This window comes from Clostridium pabulibutyricum (assembly GCF_058242705.1).
Genome location: NZ_JBZAYZ010000002.1, coordinates 129,722 through 155,313, shown reverse-complemented (window position 1 = coordinate 155,313; position 25,592 = coordinate 129,722). Strand labels below are relative to the sequence as shown.

The window sequence follows — 25,592 nt, the reverse complement described above, 5'->3', positions numbered from 1 at the left end:
TGTTACATATGAAGAAACTTGATATAGGAAAATGTATTTTCAACATGAGGAAGAAGAGCGGAATAACACAAGAGCAGCTTGCAAGTTATATTGGAGTTTCCAAGGCATCCGTATCAAAATGGGAAACTGGGCTCAGCTGTCCGGATATAATGCTTCTTCCAGAAATTGCAACTTATTTTAATGTTTCAATAGATTATTTACTTGGCTATTCTCCACAGCTTGGGAAAAATGATATAAAGAAAATTTACAATGAATTATCCAGAGAATTTACAGTGAGGCCTTTTGAAGAAATGATTGGTAAATGCAGCAAAATGATAAAAAAATACTACTCGTGCTTTCCATTTTTGCTCTCCATGGTTCAACTTTTGCTAAATTATTCATCTAAAGCTGATAGTGATTCCCAAAAAAATGAAGTTTTTGATAAGTGTATACTTTTATGCAAAAGAGTGAAAAAAGAATCAAGAAATGTTTCTCATATAAAAGATGCAAACACAAAAGAAGCTATTGCTGAGATGATTCGTGGGAATAGTGATAGAGTCATACAACTTTTGGACAATGAAATGGAGCCATACAGTGGAGATGACGTGATGCTGGTTGGAGCCTACAATATGAAGGGACAGGATGAAAAGGCAAGGAAGGTCAATCAGATATTGATTTTTAATAAGTCTGTAAACATGCTGACACTTGTAAATAGTTACCTTTCACTTAATTTGAGAGAAGAAGCTTTGTTTGAAAAGATATATCTTCAGGGATTGAATATTATAAAACAGTTTGGACTCTATGACATATTTACAAATGATGTTTTTTCGATTCACATAACTGCTGCAGGAGGTTATATTTTTCACAAGAAAGATGAAAAGGCACTTGATGCAGTTTCGCGATATGTTGACACTGTATGCAAAATAAGATTTCCTATTGCCTTTAAAGGAAACAAATATTTCGACAAGATTGAAGGGTGGTTTGAAAATAATAATTGTATTGGAACAAATACTCCTTTAGATGAGGCTACAATAAAGAAAAACTTTATGGATATACTTCTCAAAAATACGATGCTTGAGCCGCTTAAAAAATATGAAAGGTACAGTTTGCTTGTCAAAAGACTGGAAGAGAAGTTAGGTGGAAAAGATGAAATCTATAAAAATTAAAAAGCTTGCCAAGTCCTATGATGGAAAAACTAAAGTGCTTGACGATGTAAGTTTTTCTATAGAACAGGGAGAAGTGTTTGGTTTTTTGGGACCGAATGGTTCTGGAAAGACAACTACAATCAGAATATTAAATGGAATTCTTAAAAAAACATCAGGGTATGCTGAAATTTGTGGAATTCCGCTGGAAGAAAACAATATTAAAATTCACAGATTATGTGGAGTGATGACTGAAAGTTCAGCCTTATATGGAAATTTTACTGCTGAGGAGAATATAAGGTTTTTTGGAAGAATGCATGAAATGGAAGAACATATTATTGAAAAGCGCATGGAACTTATATTGAAAAGACTTAATCTTTGGAATGTGAAAAACAAGAAAGTAAAAGATTTCAGTACTGGAATGAAAAAGAGGGTTTCTCTTGCAGTAGCCTTGATTCACAATCCGGAGATTTTGTTCTTGGATGAACCTACCTCAGGACTTGATCCTGAAAATGCATTGAATGTTACACATATTATAAAAGAACTTTCAGCTGAAAACAACGTAACAGTTTTTATTTGCACCCATCAGTTGAAGTATGCAAAGGAAATTTGTACAAAGTATGGTTTTATAAATAAAGGACATATACTTGGAGTTGGAAGCTTTGACGAACTTGCAGCAAAAAAAGGAGCTGATTTGAAACTTCAAATAAGGGGAATGAATATTCCAGACGGTCTTGGATTTCAATATGACAAAAAAGGAATGTACACAAGGAATATTTCAGAAGATAAAGATGCAGGTAAAATAATAAAAAAAATTATTCAAGAAGGCGGTGAAATATACGAAGCTGTTCAAAGAAGATGGTCCTTGGAGGATCTGTATTTTAAATATATGAGTGAGGTGGAGTATCATGAATAAGCTGGAAAAGACTTTGATGCACAAAGATATAAATGATATAATGAGTTCAAAACAGGTCTTTCTTCCCATGATTATTGTACCTTTAGTTATGGTTGTGATTATACCTTTTGCAATGATTATAGGTATTAATTTTACATCGGATTATTCAAGCGCCCTTGAAAAGATAGGACCGATTTTAAAAAAACTTCCTGAGCAATACAGCAGCGTATATACATCTTCTCAGCTTCTAATAAAAATATCTCTTGATTTTATGTTCCCGTCATATTTTCTTATAATTCCAATAATGTGTTCTGGAGTAATGGGAGCAAGCAGTTTTGTTGGAGAGAGGGAACATAAGACAATGGAATCTATTTTGTATACGCCGCTTACGATGGAACAGCTTCTTCGTTCAAAGATACTTGGAGTGTTTGTACCGTCTTATGTAGTGACACTGCTTTCATTTATAGCTTTTGGAATCATAATGAATGTTTGTGGATTTATTTATTTTAAAGGCTTTATCTTCCCAGATCTAAAATGGATTATAATCATGTTTTGGGTTGTACCTGGAGTGAGTTTGTTGTCACTTACATTTACTGTTTTGGTATCGGCAAAATCTAAAACTTTTCAGGAAGCACAGCAGGTAAGCGGCTTTCTTTTAATTCCTGTAATTATGATTTTAATAGGACAGGTGTCAGGTCTTATTTTTTTAAATGTTCCTGTAATGATTTTATGTGGAATGGTTTTATTTGCGCTTGATTATGTATTGATAAAAATGATTTCCTCAAGGTTTATTCCAGAAAAATTGATTTAAATGTGGAGGTGAGACAAATGCGAATTTTATAAAATTACGAGTACTAATGAAAAGGAGTAGATGAATGTCGTATTTTGATTATAATAAAAAGAATATTTACTATGAGGAAATTGGAACGGGAGATACACTTATACTTTTACATGGAAACACTATGTCTTCGAAGATGTTTTTGCCTGTTTTGGATTTATATAAAAATGACTACAAGGTTGTTCTTATTGACTTTTTAGGACACGGAAATTCAGATAGAGTTAATGTTTTTGAATCTGATTTTTGGTATGATGAAGCTAAACAGGTAAAGAAATTAATTGAATACAGAAAGTATGAAAAACCATCAATTATTGGGACAAGTGGAGGTGCAATTGCTGCAATCAATCTTGCACTTGAGTATCCGGAGCTTATAAAAGGAGTGATGGCAGACAGTTTCCAAGGAGAGATGGCCGATAAAAAAGCAGTTTCAAGCATCAAATATGGTAGGAATTTGGCGAAAAAATCTCAGGATGCCGTGGCATTTTGGAAACTTGAACATGGAGAAGATTGGGAACAAGTCATTGATAATGATACGGATATGCTTGAGAGGCACGCATTGAATATACAAAGCTACTTTCACAAGGATGTATCAGAAATTAAAGTCCCGATATTGTTTACTGCAAGTGTCGAGGATAATTTGATTGAAAATGCCGGAGATATTGCTGAAAATTTGGCAGAGAAAGTAGTGTGTGGGAGAAGTCATGTATTTCAAACTGGAAATCATCCGGCATTAATGTCTAATGCTCGTGAATATTCTACACTTGCGAAAGAATTTTTGGAAGTTTTGTAAACTTAATTTTACTGAAATTATCGAAGAAATAATATAGTTTTATAATTCTGCCCGTAAAACCTCGCACCCTTGTGGTCGAGATTGTTTCAGCCGATACTGAACCTGCTGTACCAATATAATAACCTTTGCTCCATAATCCACTACCCCCAAATTTCTGACGTTTTAGGACAAAAGACAATGTGATAGTTAATATTGTAAATACTATGCTTTGTTTTCAGTTGAAGATAGTAGGTTGCGAGGTCTAAGAAACAGGAAGCCCCATTCCCCTTGTGGGTGGGATATGTTCACTAAGTCAGATAATAGAAATGACGAACACTTATTATTATATATTACTTTCCTTAATAGAGCCAAAACATGGATATTGGACTTGAATTTTTAAAAAAGGAAATTGATAAAAAACGTAAAATGATAAAAATAGCTGAAAAAATAGCTGAAAAAATATTTAAAGACAGAAAGATATTGTAAAATATTATTATGTGTAAAAATTGACGCGGAATTTTACGTCAAAATAAATATAAAGCGAAAGGAAGTGAGTATTTAGCAGGTTTTGATTTGATGAAGCAAAGGCAAATCTGCTAAGTGAAAATTATGGAAACCAACAAAGACAATGAAAATCTAAGTATTGACAAGGAGATTATTTACTTTTTTAAGAAACCTTCGGTGATTTTTAGTGATTTTATAGAAAAGCCGAGATATTTTTTGATGATGTGTGTAATTACTGCAATAAATGTAGTGTATGCAATTATGCAGACATCGCTTTCGATGGATATCGTAAAAAAGTCAGTTACAGGATCAATGCCAGATGCCTCAAAGCAAATCGCAGAAAAGATGTTGAAATACACCATGTCAGCACCTGTACAAACAGTAATTACTATTGTGACTACGGTGGTAAGCATATATGTAGTGTCACTGATTTACAAAATTTTTATTAGAATTTTTGGCTCAAAAATAAAGTACAAGCAGTCTATGGCTCTTTATTGCTTAGGTTCTATGCCACTTGTTATAGATAAAATCTTAAAATGGATATATATGGCTGTAACAGGAAAAGCAGTTGGCGTAAGTTCACTTGTAAAACCTACAGCAATAAATAAATTTTTGAATAGTTTTGACATATTCAATATATGGCAGATAGCATTGCTTATAATAGGAATATCGGTAATTACAAAGATATCGAAGAAAAAAAGTGCTGCTATTGTATTGATCTTATTTGCTATAAATCTTGTTGTAACTTTGCATTCTTATCTTTAATTCTTATTAATCTGTTATATTGTACTATGCGATAGGAAAGGAATGTACTTATATATGAAGGATAAAAAAAATGTATTAATTATCACCTCCGGTATTTTAATTATAATCTTATTATTTGCAGTGACGTTTTTTTTGAATAAAAACAGGCAAAATACAAATAAAAATAATACGAAGTATGACGTATATACTGTTCCGTCACAGCAGAATATATTTTTGGATGGGGAAGTGAAATATTCCAAGAAAGTAAATTTCACTGAAGATGCAACTAAGGGAACTCTTGAAAATATAGATGTCGAGGATAAAGACAAGGTAAAAAAAGGACAAACATTATTTGAATACAAGAACGAGCAGGCAGTTGATCAATATGAAACACTGAAAAGCCAGCTATCCAGTACGGGAACACAACAATTACACCCTGCTGCTCAAAGGTCTGATATTGAACAGCAGCTTGACAGTGTTAAAGACAAGAGGTATACGAGTGTTTCAGCACCTTTTGACGGAATTGTAATGATTGATAAAAATACTGAAAACAGCGATGGAAAATCAATACTGACACTTGTTGACCCTAAAATGCAGGTAGTTGCAAATGCAAGTGAGAAGGATATATTGAAACTTAAAAAAAATCAAAGAGTAAAGATAAGCATATATGGTACGAGTCAGGAAATCACAGGAAGCATAAAATCTATTTCCACACAACCGACTCAAAATCAAATGCTTCAGGGTGATGCAAGTGCTGCGTCAAATTTACAAGGTACTGGTACAAGCATATCATATTACCCCGTTTATATCGATATAGATGGAGATCAGAAAGTTTACGAAGGATTTCATGTGCAGGCCACTGCTGTTGATGAAACTGAACTCCCGAAAATCCCTTCAACTGCAATTTTTAAAAAAGATGGCGACAAATTTGTATGGCTTGTAGAAAATAAAAAATTGAAGAAGGTTCTTGTTCAAGTTGAAAAGTACAATAGTACGTATGTCAAGATAAGAAGTGGTTTGAACTTTGGCGATAAAATTATTAAAAATCCATCTGGTGAAATGAAAGAAGGGGACAGTATTGACACAGCAACTTCTGGAAGTTAAGGGACTGTCAAAATGGTATGGAAATGATAAAAATAAACACAGAATATTAAAAGATCTTAACTTTAAAGTTGAAAAAGGTTCATTTGTAGTTATAATGGGAAAGTCAGGCAGTGGAAAGACTACTTTACTGAATATTATGGGGCTTTTGGATGATTTTAATGAAGGAAGTTATGTTTTTGATGGATGCGATGTGTCAAAGATGAAGGAAAATCAGAGGTGTTCTTTTAGAAACAGACACGTAGGTTTTATATTTCAACAGTTTTATTTGATTGAATCTTTGACAATAGCGCAAAACATAGAACTTCCATTGTTATATCATGGTGGATATAGTAAAAGCCAAAGGATTGACATAGTAAAACAGAGTCTCCAGAATGTAGAACTGGAAGATAAGTTTAATAGCTATCCTGGAGAACTTTCAGGGGGACAGCAGCAGCGTATTTCAATTGCAAGAGCGCTTGCCAATGAATCTGATGTTATACTTGCAGATGAACCTACTGGTGCACTTGACTGGAATACCGGACTTAAGATTGTCGATCTACTTGCGAAACTCAATAATCAGGGTAAAACCATTGTGATGGTGACTCATGATGGTGACTTGAAAAAATACGCAACCCATTGTGTTTTTCTAAAAGATGGTGTTTTGGGGGAGGAAAGTTTATGAAGTTTTTAGAACTTGTATATAGTGCGATTTTAAGTTTACGCACACATAAACTTAGAGTATTTTTGACTATGATAGGAATAATTATAGGAATAAGCTCTGTAGTAATTATACTTTCCATTGGAGAAGGTCTCAAAGTTCAGGTAAGTCAGTCAACTCAGGATACAGGTGCCAATGCTGTAACTGTAAGTTTTCAACCGCAGGATGTAAATTCTACTGTATCCTCCGAAGCTTTTGATTACAAAGATTTTCAGGATTTGAAAACCATTGATGGTGTGGATGGAATAGAAAAAAGCAGTACTGGATTGGAAGGATTGACCGGGGTTGTAGAAAATGCCGTGTTTTTTAATAAAAGGTCTTATCTTACTGTAAAAGATTATGATAAAAATATATCTATTATCTCCGGTAGAAATATTACCAGGGAGGATAATGATTTTAAACATTATGTTATCGTACTTACAAAGGATCATGCAAAAGAATTGTTTGGAAACAATATAAATGAAGGTATTGGCAGGGGAGTTATGATAAAAAACGAATATTTTGAAGTAATTGGTATTACAGACGGCGGTTCAGGAGTATTGTCCATGGAATATGATTACGTACCTGAGTTTGCAACGAAGCTTCTAGAAGATTATACGGCGATTTCGTCAATTGACGTTAGGGTAAAGCAGGGATTCAGCTCTGATTACGTGTTTAAAAAAGTAAAAAATGAGCTTGAAATTCTTCATCCCGATGTCAAAGGAAGTTATATTAAAGAGGATCCAAATGCTGTTTCAAAAGCTTTTGAGAAAATAATAAGCGGAATAACCGGCTTTATAGCCGTTGTTTCAGCAATATCATTGTTTGTAGGTGGAATTGGTGTAATGAACATAATGTATGTATCTGTAACTGAAAGACGGCGTGAAATAGGTATCAGAAGAGCCATAGGTGCGAAACCATCTGAAATATTATGGCAGTTTTTGATAGAGGCAGTATTTATTACCGGAATGGGAGGAATCCTTGGAATTGCTTTTGGTTATATTTTATCGTTGATTTTAGGCAATTTTATGCCATTTAAGCCGGTTATAACCATAGGTATATTTTTAGGATCCTCTATTACATCAGTTGTTGTTGGGATACTTTTTGGAATGATTCCGGCATATAGGGCTGCAAAGCTGGATCCTATAAAAGCTATATACAGATAAATTTATGTCACGCCTCCTTGGGCGTGACTGTTTTAAAATTTGATTGTTTTGGTTTTACCGGTAAATGAATATATGTTTGCAGTGGCGTCTTTTAAATAGAGTACTTCACAATTTCCGTCATCTGCTGCGTACATTTTTTGGAGGTCGGGATATTCATCGAGCATATGCTGCCTTGCATCAATTCTGTCATCACAAACAGCTGTTGCTGAAATACGAATCCAGGTATTGTCTTTTCCCATAGTGCATATTTCTATTTTGGGATTTTTTCTCATCTGAGAAAAAACATCTTTTACATTTCCAGTTTGAATATAAAGTTTTCCTTCAAATATGGAAGCTGTTCCGAAAGGCCTTACTCTTGGCTGATTACCGTCTGTCGTTGCAAGATAATAGGTTCCTGCATCTTTTAAATATTTTAAAATTTCATCCATGTTTATTTTTCCCTCCAGTTTTCATAGTGTTGTTTATTTAATAATGTTAAACTTTTAGTTTAAAAATCGCAAGTATGATTTTGAGTATTATCACAAATTCAACCATCAGTTGAATTAAATAATAATGATTAACTTGAAATCCATAGGAGCGATTAAAAGACTGAGTTATAATTTATATATAGAAACCGCTATAATGTTAAACATTTGGAGGAATGTATATGAAAAAAACAGATGTAGGCAAAACCATATCTAGTTTTAGAAAGAAGAAAAAAATGACTCAGGAGGAGCTTGGAAGTTATCTTGGAGTTTCAACGGCAGCTGTTTCAAAATGGGAAATGGGAAATTCATATCCAGACATTGAGCTTCTTCCAAAAATAGCAGGACTTTTCGATGTTTCCATAGATAAGCTTTTAAATTACAAAGTTGATTTGTCGGATAAAGAAGTTATGGAAATAGTTAAAAAGTGCGGAGAACTTCTGGTTGGAAATGAGGAGGATATAGAAAAGGGAGTTGAAATTGGAAAACAATATGTAAAAAAATACAATTCCAGCTATTATCTAAAATTAAGAATTGGATTTTTATATCATATGTATTCATGGAGAAGCAGTAATGATGAAATTAGAGGCGATATGGAAAAATCCTCAAAAGAATTTTTTGAAGATATAGAGAAAAACTGCAGCAATATGGAGATAACCCAGCAGGCGCTTTACATATTAAGTACAATATATTCTTCAGAAGATAATGATGAAAGGGCAGTTTGTGTTCTGAAGAAAATAAACAAAAGCCAGTATGATGTTGATTTTATGCTTGCAAATATATATATGAAAAAGGAAGAAACATTAAACAAAGGACGACAAATTCTTCAGAGCGAACTTTGGAGACATATTTTTTTAATGGATTCGATTTTGTCGTGTCTTGGAAAATCCTACATTAAAGATAAAAACAGTTTTTATCTTGTAAAAAAATATGTGAACGCTGCAATTAATGTAAAGAAGGTATTTTCACCTGATAAAGGGGGACAACTTGGTTTTCACATAGACTATATGTTCTCTGCCGTTATGTATCTTAAGATGGGAAAGGAGGAAGAGGCACTTGGCATGCTTGAAAAGTGGATTTGCTATATTGAAAAAAACAATTTGAATAATGAAAGAGAAATCTCAAAAATGTGGTGTTTTAATATGCTCTCTGAAAACAAAGATACCTTTAAGGTTGATATGTACGAGAACATGGAGAAAATTATTGAAGGGCAGGAGTTTGATGGTTTAAGAAAGAACACGAGATTTATTCAAATTTCAAAAAGAGTGAAAAATATGGTCAAATCAAATCATTAGAAGGTAACATCAGGTTGCTTATTGAGTGTATAATATAAGTAACGGGGGTGAGTATTGTGAAAGTCGATGAGAAAACCTTGATAAAGGATATTTTAAATATAGGTCCCATGGCAGTTGATATATTGAGAAAATCAGGTATGGGATGTATTGCATGTCCATCATCTCAAAATGAGAGTATAGGAGAAGCTGCAAAGGTTCATGGAATAGATGCAGAAAAGCTCATTGAGGAACTAAATAAAATTTCATTTGCAGGTAAAATAAAGTGGAGAGTAAAACAAAAGCTTATAAATGCGGTTAAGGCAAGATATAATATTAAATAGAAGTTGTTAAAAATAGCAGTTTTACTTTAAAAAGGAAACTGCTATTTTAATTGACATTAGGGTATAGTATATATACAATTGATATATGAATTCTTATAAGGAAAAATTACCAAGAAAACTTTTAAATGTCATAAATAATTTTAACAAAATGGACAAGAAAGCAAGAAATTTCGGAACAAATACTGTTCTTCATTTGGGTGAAATTCACATTATTGAGTTTATAGGTGACAATGATAAACTTTCTGTTTCTGAAATAGCTAGAAGAAAAAATATTACCAAGGGAGCAGTTTCACAAACTCTGATAAGATTGGAGGGCAAAAAACTTATAGTAAAGTCGCTTAACCCGGAAAATAAGACTCAAACAATTGTTTCATTGACGAAAAAAGGATGGACGGCCTATTGCGAACATAAAAGATATCATCAGAACATAAATAAAGTTATTTTATCGTGTATTCGTGGAAGAGATGAAGGCGATATTAAGAGTATTTATGATTTTCTTGATGAGATAGAGAAACTTATTTGAGAAGTTTCTCTATTGTATTAAGGTATAGTATATATACAAAGCTTAAACTGTTTTAAAAAGGAGATTTTTAAAGTTGAATTATTCTAATAAAAATGATCATTTTGTTTTAACTAAGTCTTTAATACTGCTTATGGCTATTGCCTGTGGTGTTTGTGTTGCGAATTTATACTACATTCAACCGCTGGAATCCCAGGTTGCAGATACATTTTCAGTTTCCCAGAACATGGCAGGTATAGCCGCTACAGTCACCCAGGTTGGATATGCATTTGGACTTCTTTTGATAGTGCCGCTTGGCGATATGTGTGAGAGGCGTTCTCTTATACTTCGAATGTTGGTTTTTGTAACAATATCTTTGGTTGTCACGGCATTTTCTCCAAATTATATTATTATGATTTTATCTATGTTGTTTATAGGACTTACAACTGTTGTCCCACAGCTTATAGTACCATATGCGGCTCATCTTTCGCCGAAAGGAAAGGAGGGAAAGGTGATAGGAGATGTTATGAGCGGTCTGCTTATAGGGATTCTGCTTTCACGTACCTTCAGCGGAGTTATAGGATCAATCTTCAACTGGAGGGTTGTTTATATATTTGGTTCAGTTTTTATAATAATATTATTTACGGCTATTTTTAAGTTTTTCCCAAAAGATGTACCTGTGAATAGAATTCATTATAAAACTCTCTTGAGTTCAATACCGGGACTTGTAAAAAGTCAGATTTCACTTCGTGAGTCGGCGGTAAATGGATTTTTTATGTTTGGCTCATTCAGTATTTTTTGGACTTCTCTTGTTTTTCTGCTTGAAACTCCTGTGTATAATATGGGAACACGGGAAGCAGGATTGTTTGGACTGTTTGGTGTGGCAGGAGCTCTTGCAGCGCCTTTGGTTGGAAAAGTTGCAGACAAAAAGTGTCCGAGATTTGCAGTCGGAATAGGGGTAGTTTTGTCTGCTGCAGCATATATATGCTTTTTTATTTTTGGATACCACATTTCAGGACTTATAATTGGTGCGATTATTCTTGACCTCGGGAATCAATGTGGACAGATATCAAATCAGGCGAGAGTGCAGATGCTTGGTGACAAAACAAGAAGCCGTAATAATACTGTATTTATGTTTTCATATTTTATAGGTGGTGCGGCAGGTTCATTTTTTGGTACGCTGTGCTGGCAGAATTTTGGCTGGAAGGGTGTTTGCAGTGCAGGAATTATATTTCAAATTATGGCGATTTTGTTCCATTTTATAATTTATAAGCCGAAGAGTACAACTAAAATTGTTTCTGAATAAAAAACAGCATGAAAGTATGGTAAAATAAAAATTATGTTTAGTTGAGGGGATGTGAATAAAAATACAAAACGTAAATAATCAATTTATCTTATTCATACTAATTATAGCACTGGGATATATTTTCAAGAGACTCAATCTTGTAAAGGAAAGTGACGGTGACGGGATATCGAGAATAATATTCAACATTACCCTGCCGAGTCTTATAATAAGTACGTTCAGTACAATGAAACTCGAGTTGTCTCTTTCTTTTTTGAGTATAGCAGGAATACTTTTTGGAGTATTTATGTGGATTGTAGGACTTATAGTTTTTAAAAATGAGGATAAAAAACTAAAGGGAAGCTATATGATGCTTCTTCCGGGGTTTAACGTAGGACTCTTTGCATATCCGGTGGTTGAAGCTATATGGGGAGCTGACGGAGTAAAATATTTTGGAATGTTTGACATGGGAAATTCGATACCCATATTTGCAATATGTTATATAATTGCAAGCTATTTTTCGGGAAAGTCCAAGATTGGAGCTTTAAAAATAGGAAAAAAACTTTTAACTTCAATTCCGCTTATGTCATATATAGTTACCTTGATTGTAAATCTATCGGGGTTTCATTATCCTGCAGTCATAATAAACATAACAGGGATTCTTGGAAAGGCAAATATGCCGCTTTCACTTCTACTTCTTGGAATTTGTCTTAACTTTACTTTAGACAAATGTTATAGAAAGGGAATACTTAAAGTGATTTTTATAAGGTATTCAATTGGACTTGCAGTAGGACTTTTTCTTTTCTTTACAGTGCCTTTTGGAAAGCTGTTCAGGTATACTTTGCTTATGGCATTTATCCTCCCAATAGGAATGGCTGACATACCGTATGCCGTTGAATTTGGGTATGATAAAAGACTTATAGGTACAGCATGCAATTTAACTATAATGTTGAGCTTTGTGTTTATATGGGTAATTGCCTCTAGTTTTTAAAGCGGCTTTAGAATTAAAGGAGGGTATTGTGTGGACATAAACTATTTTATAAGGGAAATTAGGCTGGATTTTAATGGTATAGAGTCAAAGGATGAGTATCCGTATTGCATACCTGCAATAAAAAATCTTTCCAAAATGGAATTACATCCAAAAGTAACATATATAGAAGGGGAAAATGGAATGGGAAAATCAACTATACTTGAGGCAATTGCCTGTTCTTATGGGTTTAATCCTGAAGGAGGTTCCAAAAACTTCAATTTTTCTACAAGTGATACTCACTCCGAGCTTTGGAAGGCAATCAAGATTGTAAAAGGGGTCAAGATACCGGAAGATGGATTTTTTTTAAGAGCTGAAAGCTTTTATAATCTGGCATCAAACATAGATGAACTGAAGGTGGAGGCATCGTATGGCGGAAGCTCTCTTCACTGCCAGTCTCATGGAGAATCATTTATGTCTCTTGTAATGAACAGATTTCGTGGATATGGACTGTATATTCTTGATGAACCTGAGGCAGCTCTTTCTCCGACAAGACAGATGGCACTCCTTTCGAGAATACATGATCTTGTGGAGGAGGGGTCACAATTTATAATTGCAACCCATTCTCCCATAGTTATGTCCTATCCTGATTCCATCATATATCACCTGGGTGAAAATATAGAAAAAGTAGATTACAGAGAAACCGATACATATCAAATATTCAAGTCATTTCTGAATAACCCTGAAAAAATGCTCGATATTCTTGGAATAGATCCAAAGTGATATAATTTAATTGCATTAATAAATTTTATACAAGGAGGATTGTCATATGTATAGGAATGTAGAGAAAATTACAAAGGGAAAAAAAGGTGAAGATGGAGCAGGCGTAAAGCTTGTTCGTGTACTCGCACTTGATACGGTGAAGGAATTTGATCCGTTTTTGATGCTGGATGTTTTTGATTCGACAAATCCTAGAGATTATGTAAAGGGATTTCCGTGGCATCCGCACAGGGGAATTGAAACTGTAACATATCTTTCCCAAGGGAAAATAGAACACAGTGACAATCTTGGAAACCGGGGAGCAATTCAAGATGGATGCTGTCAGTGGATGACTGCGGGAAGTGGCATAATTCATCAGGAGATGCCGATTGCCTCAGAGAAAATGTTGGGATTTCAACTATGGCTTAACCTTCCAAAGGGAGAAAAAATGTGTGATCCAAAATACCATGATATAAAAAGTGAAGATGTTCCGGAAATAAAAAAGGATGGAGCTACAATAAAGGTAATATCAGGCAAATATGAAGGTACTGATGGAGCTTTTCAAGGTGAGTATGTGAAAGCTGGTATATTTTCCATAAGCATGGAGAAATCCAGCAGTCTGGATATAAAGACAAATCAAGATGAAACTGTTTTTGCATATATTTTTAGAGGAAAAGGATGCTTTAGTGAAAAGGATGGCGGAGACTTTATAAATGAAAAAAATGCTGTTTTATTTGGAACGGGGGATAAAATAAAATTAAAATCAGGTATGGAAGGAATGGATGTTGTAGTATTTAAAGGGAAACCCCTTAAGGAACCTATAGCCTGGGGAGGACCTATTGTCATGAACACAAGGGAAGAATTAAACACGGCATTTCGGGAAATTGATGAAGGAAAATTTATAAAAAAAGGTAAAATTGTTTCTGAATAAAATATGAAAGTGAAGTGCTGTTAAGCGGCTTCACTTTCAACATCTAGTCTATTTTAAATTTTGTAGAAACTGTATTTATAAGAGCATCGAGTTTCTTTTTTGTACTTTCAGTAAGATTTGATACTCTTGAAGACATTTCAACAAGTTTTACGGCCTCATTTGATATATTGTCGGCGCCGCTTGCCTGCTCACTGCTGCTTTCGGATATTTTTCCAAGGAGACTTGACACTGTTTTTGTAGAATCCAAAAGCTTTTTTGAAGTATTTCCAAAGTCCAGAACAATACCGTTTATACTTGATAGGTTTTTACTGTATTCTTCGTTTGAATCAACTATTTTATCATATTCATTTAATACTCTGTTGTCTATGAAATCAAGAAGTTCATTTGAGCTTGCAGAAAGATGATTCACAGCTTCGAGTATTAATTTTGTAGTTTCCTGTATTTTAGTTACTGTATTTCGAGAGTCTTCAGAAAGTTCCTTTATTTCATCAGCTACAACTGAAAAGCCTTTTCCTGCCTCACCGGCCCTTGAAGCTTCAATTGATGCATTTAAAGCAATGAGATTTGTACTTTCGTTGATTTCAATTATTGCATTTGAAAGTTCATGAATTTTTTCTACGGATTTTGATTTTTCTATGGCCAGTTTAAGACTTTCTTTTGTCCTTTTGAAAATATCCATTGTGTCTTTTCTCGAGTCTATGGCACGATCTTTTAACTCGTTTGAAACAGCACTTGCCTTTTCAACTGTTTTGATTCCATTTTCAGCTTTTACAGATATGTTTCCGGCTGAATTTTCAATATTTCCCGAGAGCGAGTTTATTTCTTCAGTTGAAGCGGCAGTTTCTTCTGTAACGTGAGACAGCTGTTCCGTAGTTGAAGAGATATCTTCAAGGCTGTTGTTTAAAGTATCCATCTCCAGTGCCACATTATTCATGTCATAAATTACATCTTTTGATTGAGTTATAATTTTCTTGATTACTTCTATTTGGGTTTTTTGCATGGAATGTACCATGTTTGCAAGTATACCTGATTCATCTTTTATATCCAGAAGCTTTTTTGGTATATTTCCAGTAAAATCACCTTTTGAAAATTTCCTTATATATGACGTGATTTTAACTATTGGTTTTGATATATGAGATGAAAGCAATAGTGAAAGAAGTACTCCTAAAATTATAAATATTACTATTGTTGCAAATTGAATTTCTCTGTAATGTACAAGCTCTTCCATTACTTCTTCCTTAGGAACGGATATTGCGAGAGACCAGTTTGTACCTTTAACAGGAGTATACCCTATGTACTTCACCACACCGTTTCTGTAGGTATATTCAGCTGAACCGCTTTTTCCTGCTATCATTTTCTTTTCTATTTCCATGAGACCTTTTAAAGATGGATTGTTTTCACTTTTTTTGATGATATCCTCTCTTTTTACAACAACTGACTTATCTTTATTTGCAACGGTTCTTCTATTTTTGCTGAGCATGAATACTGTACCGGTTTTTTTGTATTTTACATTACTAACGAGTTTGCTAAGTTCGTTACCGTCTATTGTTTCCATAAGAACCCCTGTAACTTTCCCGTTTTGTTTTATTGGAACTGCATAGGACATTACAAGTATGTTTCCTGACTTTCCAGGGGTAGGATCGGTAATTCCAGTATTTCCGGAAAGTGCAGCTTTATAATTTTCTCTGTCTGAAAGATTGACTTTCACACCATCGGTATAGGTTACATTTCCATTAAGATCGCCAATACCCATGCTTATAAGATTGCTTCTTTTTACTTCAGGTTTGAGTATAGCAAGTTTCTGGGATATTGTAAGCGTATTGCTACTTATGTAATAGTTGTTTGCCAGAGCAAGCATTGTGTCCAATTGGGAATGGACTTTAACTTGTACGACTTCGGCGGTCTCCTGGGCCATGTGTTCAAGAGACTGAGTTGCTGACCTTTGAAGAGATCTATAGGATTCAAAATAGGATATTCCACCAACTCCTAAACAGATAATCAATAATAGGATTCCAAATAATACAGATATCTTTGTTTTAATGCTTTTAAATTGCAATGTAAAATCACCCTCTTTGTGTTTGTTGTGCTACTTATTTATAATGATTAGTAATTTCAATTATAATATATAATCGTTAGACAAATCAATACAATATTTATAATAATTTCTTTAATATAGAATATATTCTACAAATGATACCAAATTATAACATATGTTTTAAATATGGTATAATGTACTTAAAATATATGGGGAGGCGGATTCTATGAAAAATTACGATACTATTATATTTGATCTTGATGGAACGCTTCTGAATACTCTTGAAGATTTAAAAGACAGTGTAAACTTTGCACTCTGTATGCATGGTTTTCCAAAGAGAGATATTTCAGAAATAAGAAGCTTTGTCGGGAATGGGGTTGCACGTTTAATCAAGCTTTCAATACCAGAAGAAGTTGAAAATTTAAAATATCAAGAGTGTCTTAAAGATTTCAAGCAGCATTACTCGAATAATATGAACAATAAAACAGGAGCTTATGAAGGTATTATGGAACTTTTGAAAAAGTTACACGATGAGGATTATAGGATGGCTATTGTATCAAACAAGTTTGACGGTGCAGTCAAAAAACTCAATAGAATGTATTTTGATAAATATATAGATATAGCAATTGGGGAATCGGAAGGGGTTTTAAAAAAGCCTGCTCCGGATACTGTATTTAAAGCAATTGAAGAACTCGGTTCAACTAAGTCATCTTCCATATACGTTGGAGATTCGGAGGTGGATGTTAAAACTGCTGAAAATGCAGGAATACCGTGTATAGGTGCGGCCTGGGGATTCAGAGGAAGAGATGTTTTGAAGGCGGAGGATGCCGATTATATAGTAGACAAGCCAAATGAAATTTTAAAAATAATTTCAGAATAGTGCAGAACTGAATAATATTTTTGATATTTTATGATTTTTATAAGGTATCTCAACTAGTATGCTTTACATATTAGTTGAAATACCTTATAATTATATTACACTATTATGTAATACATAGTAGTGTAAGGAGGTGACAAATTGAAGCAAACTCAGCTTCTAAAAGGAGTACTTGAAGGTTGTGTAGTTTTAATTATACGAAGCAGGGAAATCTATGGCTACGAGCTTGTACAACTTTTAAAGAAATATGGATTTAAGGATATAGTTGGAGGAACAGTATATCCTCTTTTGCAAAAGTTGGAAAAACAAGGGGTTTTGTCAAGTGTTATGAAGCCGTCACCTGAAGGGCCTGATAGAAAATATTATAAAATAACATCCTCTGGAGAAAAATATTTGAGTGAATTTATAGATCAATGGAAAGACATAACAGACAAAGTTGATTATATTATAAAATTGATGGGAGGAAACTTTAATGAGAAATGATAAAAACAAAGTTAAAAAATTAATTTTGGAAAATAATAAACTTCGTGAACAGTTGAATAATGAAAACAAGAAATATTATGAGAAGCTTTTAGTATATATACGTACGGCGGGGATGTTTTACGATGATTATGAAACTGAAAATTTGCTTCTTGAGATTTTGCAGGATTCTATATTAGCTCAGAAAAATGGAGAATCGATAGAAGATTTTTTTGGCAGGTCACCCCAGGAAGAGGCTGATGAACTTATAAGAAATTTAGGGCATGAAAGCAAAACAAAAATATTAAAGTTTACTGGTATTATTTTTTGTATAAGCATATTTTTTCCGCTCCTAAGTATGTTTAATGGCGATAAAGGTATTAATCCAATTATAATAATACTTGATGGAATTTTAAGTCTCGTTGTGGTTAATGTTATATTTTTTATAATGCATAAAGGAATATATAAAAATATTATAAAAAATAAAATAACTTCATTTATATTGATTTGGATATCATTTTCAGCAGTTATAGCATTGTTTGTTGTAATTGATATTTTCACCCCGGATGTAGTCACTTTGTATATTCCGAACAGCATGAAAATATCTATGATCTCTGTACTTATAATAGCATCAACTTTTATTATTTTGAAAAGGCATGAAGACAAGAATATGATTAGACCATTTTTGCTGCCAGTATGGTCTTTGGGTATATACGGGATATTATCCAATATTGAATCAAGCAGTCAGTGGATGAAAACAGAAAATGGAAAAATAATATCAATAGTTTTTATTTTGGGAACAACAGTAGTGTTTTATATATTGACATACTTTCTAAATAGAGAAGAAGTAAAAGAGATCTGATAGAATGAACTGCTCTCTGTCGAGTAGACAGAGAGCAGTTCATTTCTACAGATGTGTTTTTAGTTAAACAATTTTAAATTTCTCTATCATTGCAGACAGTTTCTCTGCCATTTCATATTGCGCCTGGGAGGAAGAAGAAATATCTTCTATTGCTTTAGTAACTTCATTTATACTTTCTGTGATTTCTTCTGAACTTGAAGCTGATTCTTCAGCTGTTGAGGCTGCATTTTGTATTGCTGTACTCACCTGTGATGCGGCCTCATGCATCTGTTTTGCAGATGAGTCAACCTGTTCTGCAATTTCTTTTATAGAATCGGCGTCATTTTCATATTGCATGCCTGTTTTCATTATAAACTGGTAATTTGGATTTACATTGTTTGCTATATATTCAAGTACTTCTTTACTGCTTTCGGACATATTTTTGAAAGCATTTTCCACAGCAGCTACCATCTTACTTATATTGTCGACAGCAGTTGAAGATTCTTCTGCGAGTTCTCTGACCTCATCTGCAACTACTGCAAAGCCTTTTCCGTGTTCGCCTGCTCTTGCAGCTTCAATTGCAGCATTTAAAGCCAGGAGGTTTGTTTGCTGTGATATGTTTCCTATTGATGCAGCCATGGTCTTTACTTCTGAGACTACTTTACCGTCTTCAATTGCTTTTAAAATTTTTCCTCTTTTTTCCTCATATAAAGTATTGCTTTCTTCAATATTTTTTGATACTTTTTCCTTTATGTCAGAAGCGTGTTCTTTTATCTCTATAGATGCATCTGAAGAATTATTTGCTTTTATTGAAAGTTCATTTGTAGTGGCTTCCATTTCCTGTGATGAAGCACTGATTTCTTCGGTTATACTACTGAGGTTCTGGGATCCTTCAGATATCTGTCTAGTTGATTCGTCAACAGATAACATCATTGAAGATATTTCTTCTGTGGTAGCTGATAAATTTTGACTGGACTCAGTTATAGTTTTTATTGTATTCGAAAGTTCGGATATTAATTTTTTTGTGCTATTAATTGCCTGATTTAAATCTTCTGCAATTTGTCCAAATTCATTTTTGCCTTCAGCTTTGAGAGAATGTGTAAAATCACCATTTTTAATTGAAGATGCAAATCTGGAAATCCTGTTCAATACTTTGCTTGTTGAGGAAGAAAGTATAATTCCCAGTGATATTGCAGCAATTACTCCTATTATTGAAAGTAAAATTGTAACTATTATAGAAGATTTATATATGGAATTGTTTTTTATATTTTTACTTGTGGAACTTTGTGATTCATATTTTATCATTTTATCAATCGTTGAACTTAATTTTCTTCTTAGTTCAGCAGATTGTTTGTTTACAGACATCGCGTTGTCGTACTTTCCCTGTGACATAAGATCGAAAATACTATTTAGACTTTTTCTGTATTCCGATAAATTGTTTTGAAGTTCATCTGTTAAGTCTCTTTGAGTAGTATTGAGGATTTTATTTCTATATTTTTTAAGTATTGTATTGTTGGCATTTTGATATGTATTTACTTTGGATTTTATATTCGAAGCATTGCTTTTGTCACGGCTTTCTACAAGATCCATTGTCTCAAGCCTGGCAAGTAGTACGTTTTGGTTGAAGGTGTTTAGCTGATTCATGGAAGCTACATTGTCAGTTACCAGTTCATTTGATGCGGAATTGATACGACTTATGTTTACAGAACCTACTATACCTACGATTACTATAAAAATAGCCACAGTAAGAAAGCTTGTTAAAAACAACGTTCTTACTTTAAGATTGTTAATAAATTTCATAAGAGCATCTCCTTTTGAATTTTGAAGATAATAGTTATCAACAAATATAATTTATTGCTACGTAACTAATAATATTTATTATATAACAATGCATAATAAATTGCAACTTATTATGCGTAGTAGCTTATTATGACGATAATTCTGTAAACTTATACAGATATTTTAAGGGTATGGTATAATAGAGACAACTTTAAGGAAAGGCAGTTGAGTGTGTATGGCAGAGCGAATTTTAAACTATAAATTTTTAATCAATTCCCTTGAAGTAAATGCCGGATATTATGAAAGTGATATAAAAAATATATTCATACCTATGCTTAAAAGACTTTCAAAAATAGCGGAACACACAGATGAAAGAGTTATAGTATATTTATCAGCACCACCGGGATGTGGCAAGAGCACACTGGCTTCATTTTTGGAGTGCTTATCGGCTGAAGATGAAAGCATGGAAAATATACAGTCTTTAGGGATCGATGGGTTCCATTATTGTCAGAGTTATATAAAAAAGCATAGTGTCGATATCAATGGAAGACAAGTGCCGATGTCTGAAATAAAAGGTTCCCCAGAGATATTTGATCGTGGAAAATTGATATCTAGGATAGAGAGTTTAAAGAGTAGGGATATAACATGGCCAATATATGATAGAAAACTTCATGATATAATTGAGGATAAGATATTTGTTTCAAAACATATTGTGCTTATTGAAGGGAACTGGTTGCTTCTAAAGGAAAAAGACTGGAGTGATCTCAGAAAATATTGTGATTACAGTATTTTTATAAAGGCAGATGTTTCGATGCTTGAGACAAGGCTTGTACAACGCAAAATAAAAGGAGGTATGTCTAAAAAAGATGCAGCAAGCTTTTATAAAAGAAGTGATGAAAAAAATATAAAAAGAGTACTTGATAATAGTTCAGAGGCTGATTTTAAGCTTGAACTTTTAAACAATGGCAAATATATTATTGCCGATAGGGAGTGTAATTTATGATAAAAATAGACAATGAAAAATGTATCGGCTGCGGTATGTGCGTGAGGGACTGTTTTCCTGGATGTATAGATATGGTGGATGGAAAGGCCAACTTAAATAAAAATCACTGCATAAAGTGCGGACATTGTATAGCGGTCTGTCCTAAATCTGCGGTATCGATTGAAGAATATGATATGGCAGATGTGAAGGAATACGATAGAGAAAGATTTTCATTGAATGCTGAAAATCTTTTAAACTTTGTGAAATTCAGAAGAACAATAAGACATTTCAAAGATAAAAAAGTCGAAGATGACAAGATACGTAAAATACTAGAAGCCGGACGATTTACAGAAACTGCCAGCAATGCACAGGATGTATCATACACTGTGATAAGAGATAATATTGATAAATTGAAAGATCTTACTTTTTCGAGCATGGCAAAAATAGCGGATGAAGTTTTAAAAAGTAATACTGTTGAGGCGAAATTATATAAAAGATATGCAAAGCTGTGGCTTAAAATGTGTGAAGATTATAAGAGAGACAATAAAAAAGACAGTATATTTTTCAATGCACCACTTGTAATAGCGGTTACGTCCGAATATGATGTAGATGCAGCACTTGCATCTTCAAATATGGAACTTGAAGCAGAGGCACTTGGACTCGGAGTGTTGTTCAGCGGGTTTTTTATAAGAGCTGCAGCTGATCCTGAAATGCGTGATTTCCTTGAAGTCGGCAGAAGAAAAAAAGTTTCAACCTGTATGATAATTGGTTATCCAGATGTACAGTATTTCAGGACAGTTCCAAGAAAAAAGTTGGATGCAGTATGGAAATAATTTGACTCTGCTGCCTGCCGCATGGTGGGCAGCAGTCACTAATACATGCAAGAAATTCTTCTTGAAATTTCTACTCGAAGTTTTCTTCATCATTGCAACTCATCCGCATATCCTTGATAAAATGGTGGGATTTTTCCATTTGGCTTCTCATCAGGATTGTCGTCTGCTAATAAACTTTTCTTTACATTATATCCACCTGGGATTATTACAAAGTGAAGCAACCGGAAATCAATCGCATGATTCGGGCAGGAATAAACACACCTCAGGCAAGCGCAACATGAGGTATGAAATTTCACTTTTCCTTTATCTATGGAGATGTTCTCAGCAGGACATTGCTTAGCACAAAGGCCACACTTAGTACAGGATTTATCAATTACAGCATCTTTCCCCAGTAGTAACAATATTCTTGAAGATAAAGCTGAAAGGACTCCCATTTTGATTCGAAGTACTATTCCTGTTTTATATAAGTGACTCTCTCCCCGTTCAATTAATTTACACATTCGGGAGATTTTCTGTATTGTTGCCATATATAGCTGCTTCATAATAGCGTCATCATATTTCATGATCCAGTTGCTTCCAATAGAGAACAACTCTTCGTAACAGACATCATAGTGTTTATGTTTTAATATTCTTATTAGTTCTTTTGAAGCATTATAGTTCGATGGAACTACACCTCCCGCAGTCCTGAAAATAAATACCTTCTTGCTGTTTGACGTTGTCGGCAATATCCTTGCAAAATTGCGCACTACCACAGGAATATCATATCCAATGACCTGACTTCCTAATCCAATCAGATCATATTGATTTATATCCAACTGAGTTTTTTCCTTATTTCAGCTCTAAGGAGGATTTATTCTTTGCAACGGCATTCAAGGGACATCAGTATCTTTATGAAATGCTTTTTGAGGCAATCCAGCAAGGAAATACCGGATTCGATAAGGTTCGTCTTTCTTACCTTGCATATTATAAATTTATATTAAAGTATCCTAAATTAGCGAAGCTTGTAAATCAGCGTAGATATTCAAATTCTGAAAATATAGAACAAATTTCTCTCAATTATCAAAAATTTATAGACATCGATAAACTTTTATTTGAAAGTCTTCGCAAGATTTTTGTACAAGGGCAAGAGGATGGCAGCATCCGCTCCGATCTTGATATCGACCAATTTGCCTTTTCGACTATCTACATTGCAGTTGGTTTTTTCCAATTAGTCTCTTTTACCGGTGATACTTATCCTAAATACTTTGGATATGAAAAGGATTCTTTCATTCAATTCAGCATAGATCGATTACTTGAGTCAATAAAGTCTGAAGATAAGTAAGGTTAAGAAATTTTAATAAACACAAATAACATAAGGAATTATTTTTGATATAAAAAAATACTCCTCCATATGATAGACATTTTATTATTTTATATGTCTACATAAGGGGAGCATATCAGATTAGTGTGACAGCCTATTTTAGATTAACTTTATATGTTCAATAGTATTTTTTGTGCTGCGAGAGAGGTAATTGCAAGTACCACCCAGCATATAAATCCAAGTACGATTGGTTTTTTGCCGTTTTTTATGAGAGAAAATAGGTTACTGTTTAAGCCTATTGCGGCCATGGCCATTATAATTACGAATTTACCGAGCTGAGACATAAATCCATATATGTATGTAAAGTTTGGTATAGAAGTATTTATGACTGATGTAAGTAAAAATCCGAGCACAAACCATGGAAACACCTTTTTTATACTGTAACTTTTTTCATTTAAGGCTGACTGCTTGCGTGATGTGTATACCGCAAGAAAAAGTGTAACTGGAACGATAGCAAGTGTTCTTGTAAGTTTTACTATTACAGCAAGATTTCCTGCTGCGGTGCTGAAAGAATATCCTGCTGCAACAACTGATGATGTGTCGTTTATTGCAGTTCCGGCCCACAGACCAAAATGTTGTGAACTCATGTTGAATACATGTCCTAAAAACGGAAATAAAAATGCGGCAATTACGTTAAAGAAAAATATGGTTGAAATTGAACGTGCAATTTCTTTTTCGTCAGCATGGATTACAGGGGCTGTTGCAGCTATTGCAGAACCACCGCATATTGCAGATCCGACGCCTACAAGCGTGGTGGTTTTTCCGTCTATTTTTAGAAGTTTACCTGCAATGAATGCTGTAAGAAATGCTGCTGTAAGTGTGAATATCATAAGTAGCACAGTTTGTTTTCCAACTTTGAACACGTTAAAGAGGTTCATGTCGAAACCAAGCAGAATTATTGAATATTGAAGTAATTTTTTTGAGGTGTAGTTTATTCCACTGTCTAGGAAATGAGGCCTTTTAAAGAATGCAAGAATCATACCGAATAAGATTCCAAGAACAGGGCCTCCAATGATTGGAAAAAGTTTTCCGAGTATCCATGCAGGGACGGCAATTAAAAGTGAAAGTATTATACCGGGTAATTTGTTTTTTATTTTAATCATAGTATCTCCTCCTCGTGTATTTATATAGTACTTCTTGACATACAATAAGTAAAATATTATTATTTTATTATTATAATAAGTATTTACTTATTAAAAGGAGAAAAATTATGACTTTAAGGCATTTTAAAATATTTGTTACAGTGTGTGACAACATGAATATGACTGCAGCTTCAAAAAATCTTTTCATCTCGCAATCAGCGGTAAGTCAGGCAATAGCTGAAATGGAAAATCATTATGGATTGAGGCTTTTTGAAAGACTGTCCAGAAAATTATATTTAACCCGGGCGGGACGTGAGCTTTTAGGATATGCCAGACATATTGTAAATACAAATGATCAAGTGGAAAAAGACATGAAAATTTTATCAGATAATGATTTGATAAGAGTTGGAGCGAGTGTTACAGTTGCCTCTTATGTTCTTCCTGAATTGGTTTGCAAATTTAAGAATTGTGATTCCAACACAAACATAAATGTAGTGGAGGATAATACTTCTCAAATTGAAAATTTGATATTAAATGATAAAGTTGACATTGGACTTGTCGAAGGAGATATAACATCCTCAGACATGCTTAGTTTCCCTTTCGTTGAAGATGAGCTTGTACTTATATGCGGTCCTATGCATCCGTTTTCAAAATTTAAATGCGTAGGAGCGAAAAAACTTGAAGGACAGGATTTCATAGTGCGTGAAGAAGGGAGCGGCACTAGAAAAACTTTTGAGAGTGGAATGAAATCGAAAGAATTAAATTGGAAAAATATATGGGTTTGTAATAATGCCGATACCATAAAAATGGCAGTTTCCAAGGGAATAGGATTATCGGTTATTTCAAAGCTTTCAGTTATGCATGAAGTGGATGATGGATTATTGTGTAAAATAGATGTCAAAGATATAGAATTTAAAAGACAGTTCAAGATTATTTATCACAAAAACAAGTATTTGACAAAGTATATGAGAATATTTATAGATTTATGTTTAAAAAATTTTCACGATTGA

Annotated in this window: 27 protein-coding genes; 22 read left to right on the top strand and 5 right to left on the bottom strand. The window is 33.7% G+C overall.

Annotated features, from left to right (window positions below):
• Nucleotides 1-8: 8 nt before the first annotated feature.
• The 8 genes from AC4CVH_RS04045 to AC4CVH_RS04010 all read left to right on the top strand — a co-directional run bounded on the left by AC4CVH_RS04045 (nt 9) and on the right by AC4CVH_RS04010 (nt 7,817).
• The gene (locus AC4CVH_RS04045; protein WP_490786454.1) at nt 9-1,145 is read left to right on the top strand and encodes a helix-turn-helix domain-containing protein; all 1,137 of its coding nucleotides are present in this window, start codon (nt 9-11) and stop codon (nt 1,143-1,145) included.
• Nucleotides 1,126-2,037 carry an ABC transporter ATP-binding protein gene (locus tag AC4CVH_RS04040; protein ID WP_490786453.1) on the top strand — a complete coding sequence of 304 codons (912 nt, stop codon included), beginning with the start codon at nt 1,126-1,128 and terminating at the stop codon, nt 2,035-2,037. The genes AC4CVH_RS04045 and AC4CVH_RS04040 overlap by 20 nt, the downstream gene beginning before the upstream one ends.
• Nucleotides 2,030-2,827 (top strand): ABC transporter permease subunit, encoded by a 798-nt coding sequence (locus AC4CVH_RS04035; RefSeq protein WP_490786452.1) that lies wholly within the window; start codon nt 2,030-2,032, stop codon nt 2,825-2,827. Before AC4CVH_RS04040 ends, AC4CVH_RS04035 begins: the two co-directional genes overlap by 8 nt.
• Nucleotides 2,828-2,891: 64 nt before the next feature.
• Nucleotides 2,892-3,644, top strand: coding sequence for an alpha/beta fold hydrolase (locus AC4CVH_RS04030; protein ID WP_490786451.1), 753 nt, complete (start codon nt 2,892-2,894; stop codon nt 3,642-3,644).
• A 588-nt stretch (nt 3,645-4,232) separates the two neighbouring features.
• Complete coding sequence (locus tag AC4CVH_RS04025) at nt 4,233-4,892, top strand: Yip1 family protein (RefSeq protein WP_490786450.1); 660 nt, start codon at nt 4,233-4,235, stop codon at nt 4,890-4,892.
• Between the two features lie 54 nt (nt 4,893-4,946).
• The gene (locus AC4CVH_RS04020) at nt 4,947-5,975 is read left to right on the top strand and encodes an efflux RND transporter periplasmic adaptor subunit (protein WP_490786449.1); all 1,029 of its coding nucleotides are present in this window, start codon (nt 4,947-4,949) and stop codon (nt 5,973-5,975) included.
• Nucleotides 5,950-6,636 (top strand): ABC transporter ATP-binding protein, encoded by a 687-nt coding sequence (locus AC4CVH_RS04015; protein WP_490786448.1) that lies wholly within the window; start codon nt 5,950-5,952, stop codon nt 6,634-6,636. The genes AC4CVH_RS04020 and AC4CVH_RS04015 overlap by 26 nt, the downstream gene beginning before the upstream one ends.
• Nucleotides 6,633-7,817 (top strand): ABC transporter permease, encoded by a 1,185-nt coding sequence (locus tag AC4CVH_RS04010; RefSeq protein ID WP_490786447.1) that lies wholly within the window; start codon nt 6,633-6,635, stop codon nt 7,815-7,817. Before AC4CVH_RS04015 ends, AC4CVH_RS04010 begins: the two co-directional genes overlap by 4 nt.
• Before the next feature lie 32 nt (nt 7,818-7,849).
• On the opposite strand, the gene AC4CVH_RS04005 is transcribed toward AC4CVH_RS04010, so the two are convergent.
• The gene (locus AC4CVH_RS04005; protein ID WP_490786446.1) at nt 7,850-8,245 is read right to left on the bottom strand and encodes a pyridoxamine 5'-phosphate oxidase family protein; all 396 of its coding nucleotides are present in this window, start codon (nt 8,243-8,245) and stop codon (nt 7,850-7,852) included.
• 218 nt (nt 8,246-8,463) lie between these two features.
• Here AC4CVH_RS04005 and AC4CVH_RS04000 point away from each other — a divergent pair, with 218 nt between their 5' ends.
• The 7 genes from AC4CVH_RS04000 (at nt 8,464) to AC4CVH_RS03970 (ending at nt 14,334) form a co-directional block, all read left to right on the top strand.
• Nucleotides 8,464-9,576, top strand: a complete 1,113-nt coding sequence (locus AC4CVH_RS04000; protein WP_490786445.1) for a helix-turn-helix domain-containing protein — start codon at nt 8,464-8,466, stop codon at nt 9,574-9,576.
• 56 nt (nt 9,577-9,632) lie between these two features.
• On the top strand, nt 9,633-9,896 hold the full coding sequence (locus AC4CVH_RS03995) for a DUF1858 domain-containing protein (protein ID WP_490786444.1): 264 nt from the start codon (nt 9,633-9,635) through the stop codon (nt 9,894-9,896).
• An 85-nt stretch (nt 9,897-9,981) separates the two neighbouring features.
• On the top strand, nt 9,982-10,419 hold the full coding sequence (locus tag AC4CVH_RS03990) for a MarR family winged helix-turn-helix transcriptional regulator (RefSeq protein ID WP_490786443.1): 438 nt from the start codon (nt 9,982-9,984) through the stop codon (nt 10,417-10,419).
• A 130-nt stretch (nt 10,420-10,549) separates the two neighbouring features.
• Entirely contained in the window at nt 10,550-11,701 is a 1,152-nt protein-coding gene (locus AC4CVH_RS03985) for an MFS transporter (protein ID WP_490786671.1), read from the top strand.
• Nucleotides 11,702-11,756: 55 nt separating this feature from the next.
• On the top strand, nt 11,757-12,668 hold the full coding sequence (locus AC4CVH_RS03980; protein WP_490786670.1) for an AEC family transporter: 912 nt from the start codon (nt 11,757-11,759) through the stop codon (nt 12,666-12,668).
• Nucleotides 12,669-12,698: 30 nt separating this feature from the next.
• A complete protein-coding gene (locus AC4CVH_RS03975; protein WP_490786442.1) occupies nt 12,699-13,427 on the top strand; it encodes an AAA family ATPase in 729 nt (242 codons plus the stop codon).
• Nucleotides 13,428-13,473: 46 nt separating this feature from the next.
• A complete protein-coding gene (locus AC4CVH_RS03970; protein ID WP_490786441.1) occupies nt 13,474-14,334 on the top strand; it encodes a pirin family protein in 861 nt (286 codons plus the stop codon).
• A 43-nt stretch (nt 14,335-14,377) separates the two neighbouring features.
• Here AC4CVH_RS03970 and AC4CVH_RS03965 read toward each other — a convergent pair whose 3' ends face one another.
• Nucleotides 14,378-16,336 (bottom strand): methyl-accepting chemotaxis protein, encoded by a 1,959-nt coding sequence (locus tag AC4CVH_RS03965; RefSeq protein WP_490786440.1) that lies wholly within the window; start codon nt 16,334-16,336, stop codon nt 14,378-14,380.
• Nucleotides 16,337-16,595: 259 nt separating this feature from the next.
• On the opposite strand from AC4CVH_RS03965, the gene AC4CVH_RS03960 reads away from it, so the two are divergent.
• The 3 genes from AC4CVH_RS03960 to AC4CVH_RS03950 all read left to right on the top strand — a co-directional run bounded on the left by AC4CVH_RS03960 (nt 16,596) and on the right by AC4CVH_RS03950 (nt 18,567).
• Nucleotides 16,596-17,249, top strand: a complete 654-nt coding sequence (locus tag AC4CVH_RS03960) for an HAD family hydrolase (protein ID WP_490786439.1) — start codon at nt 16,596-16,598, stop codon at nt 17,247-17,249.
• A gap of 138 nt (nt 17,250-17,387) precedes the next feature.
• Nucleotides 17,388-17,729 (top strand): PadR family transcriptional regulator, encoded by a 342-nt coding sequence (locus tag AC4CVH_RS03955; RefSeq protein WP_490786438.1) that lies wholly within the window; start codon nt 17,388-17,390, stop codon nt 17,727-17,729.
• Nucleotides 17,719-18,567, top strand: a complete 849-nt coding sequence (locus AC4CVH_RS03950; protein ID WP_490786437.1) for a DUF1129 domain-containing protein — start codon at nt 17,719-17,721, stop codon at nt 18,565-18,567. Before AC4CVH_RS03955 ends, AC4CVH_RS03950 begins: the two co-directional genes overlap by 11 nt.
• Before the next feature lie 63 nt (nt 18,568-18,630).
• Here the strand turns inward: AC4CVH_RS03950 and AC4CVH_RS03945 are convergent, their stop codons facing one another.
• Nucleotides 18,631-20,346, bottom strand: a complete 1,716-nt coding sequence (locus AC4CVH_RS03945) for a methyl-accepting chemotaxis protein (protein WP_490786436.1) — start codon at nt 20,344-20,346, stop codon at nt 18,631-18,633.
• 214 nt (nt 20,347-20,560) lie between these two features.
• Between AC4CVH_RS03945 and AC4CVH_RS03940 the strand changes: the two genes are divergently transcribed.
• Together AC4CVH_RS03940 and AC4CVH_RS03935 are read left to right on the top strand one after the other, a co-directional pair.
• Nucleotides 20,561-21,328, top strand: coding sequence for a nucleoside/nucleotide kinase family protein (locus AC4CVH_RS03940; protein ID WP_490786435.1), 768 nt, complete (start codon nt 20,561-20,563; stop codon nt 21,326-21,328).
• Nucleotides 21,325-22,140: a nitroreductase family protein gene (locus AC4CVH_RS03935; protein WP_490786434.1), complete on the top strand. Its 816-nt coding sequence runs from the start codon at nt 21,325-21,327 to the stop codon at nt 22,138-22,140. Before AC4CVH_RS03940 ends, AC4CVH_RS03935 begins: the two co-directional genes overlap by 4 nt.
• A gap of 89 nt (nt 22,141-22,229) precedes the next feature.
• Here AC4CVH_RS03935 and AC4CVH_RS03930 read toward each other — a convergent pair whose 3' ends face one another.
• Nucleotides 22,230-22,955, bottom strand: a complete 726-nt coding sequence (locus AC4CVH_RS03930; RefSeq protein WP_490786433.1) for an EFR1 family ferrodoxin — start codon at nt 22,953-22,955, stop codon at nt 22,230-22,232.
• Nucleotides 22,956-23,035: 80 nt separating this feature from the next.
• On the opposite strand from AC4CVH_RS03930, the gene AC4CVH_RS03925 reads away from it, so the two are divergent.
• Nucleotides 23,036-23,461, top strand: a complete 426-nt coding sequence (locus AC4CVH_RS03925) for a hypothetical protein (protein WP_490786432.1) — start codon at nt 23,036-23,038, stop codon at nt 23,459-23,461.
• Nucleotides 23,462-23,610: 149 nt separating this feature from the next.
• Here AC4CVH_RS03925 and AC4CVH_RS03920 read toward each other — a convergent pair whose 3' ends face one another.
• Nucleotides 23,611-24,603, bottom strand: a complete 993-nt coding sequence (locus AC4CVH_RS03920) for a YeiH family protein (protein ID WP_490786431.1) — start codon at nt 24,601-24,603, stop codon at nt 23,611-23,613.
• Nucleotides 24,604-24,710: 107 nt separating this feature from the next.
• Between AC4CVH_RS03920 and AC4CVH_RS03915 the strand changes: the two genes are divergently transcribed.
• Nucleotides 24,711-25,592, top strand: a complete 882-nt coding sequence (locus AC4CVH_RS03915; RefSeq protein WP_490786430.1) for a LysR family transcriptional regulator — start codon at nt 24,711-24,713, stop codon at nt 25,590-25,592.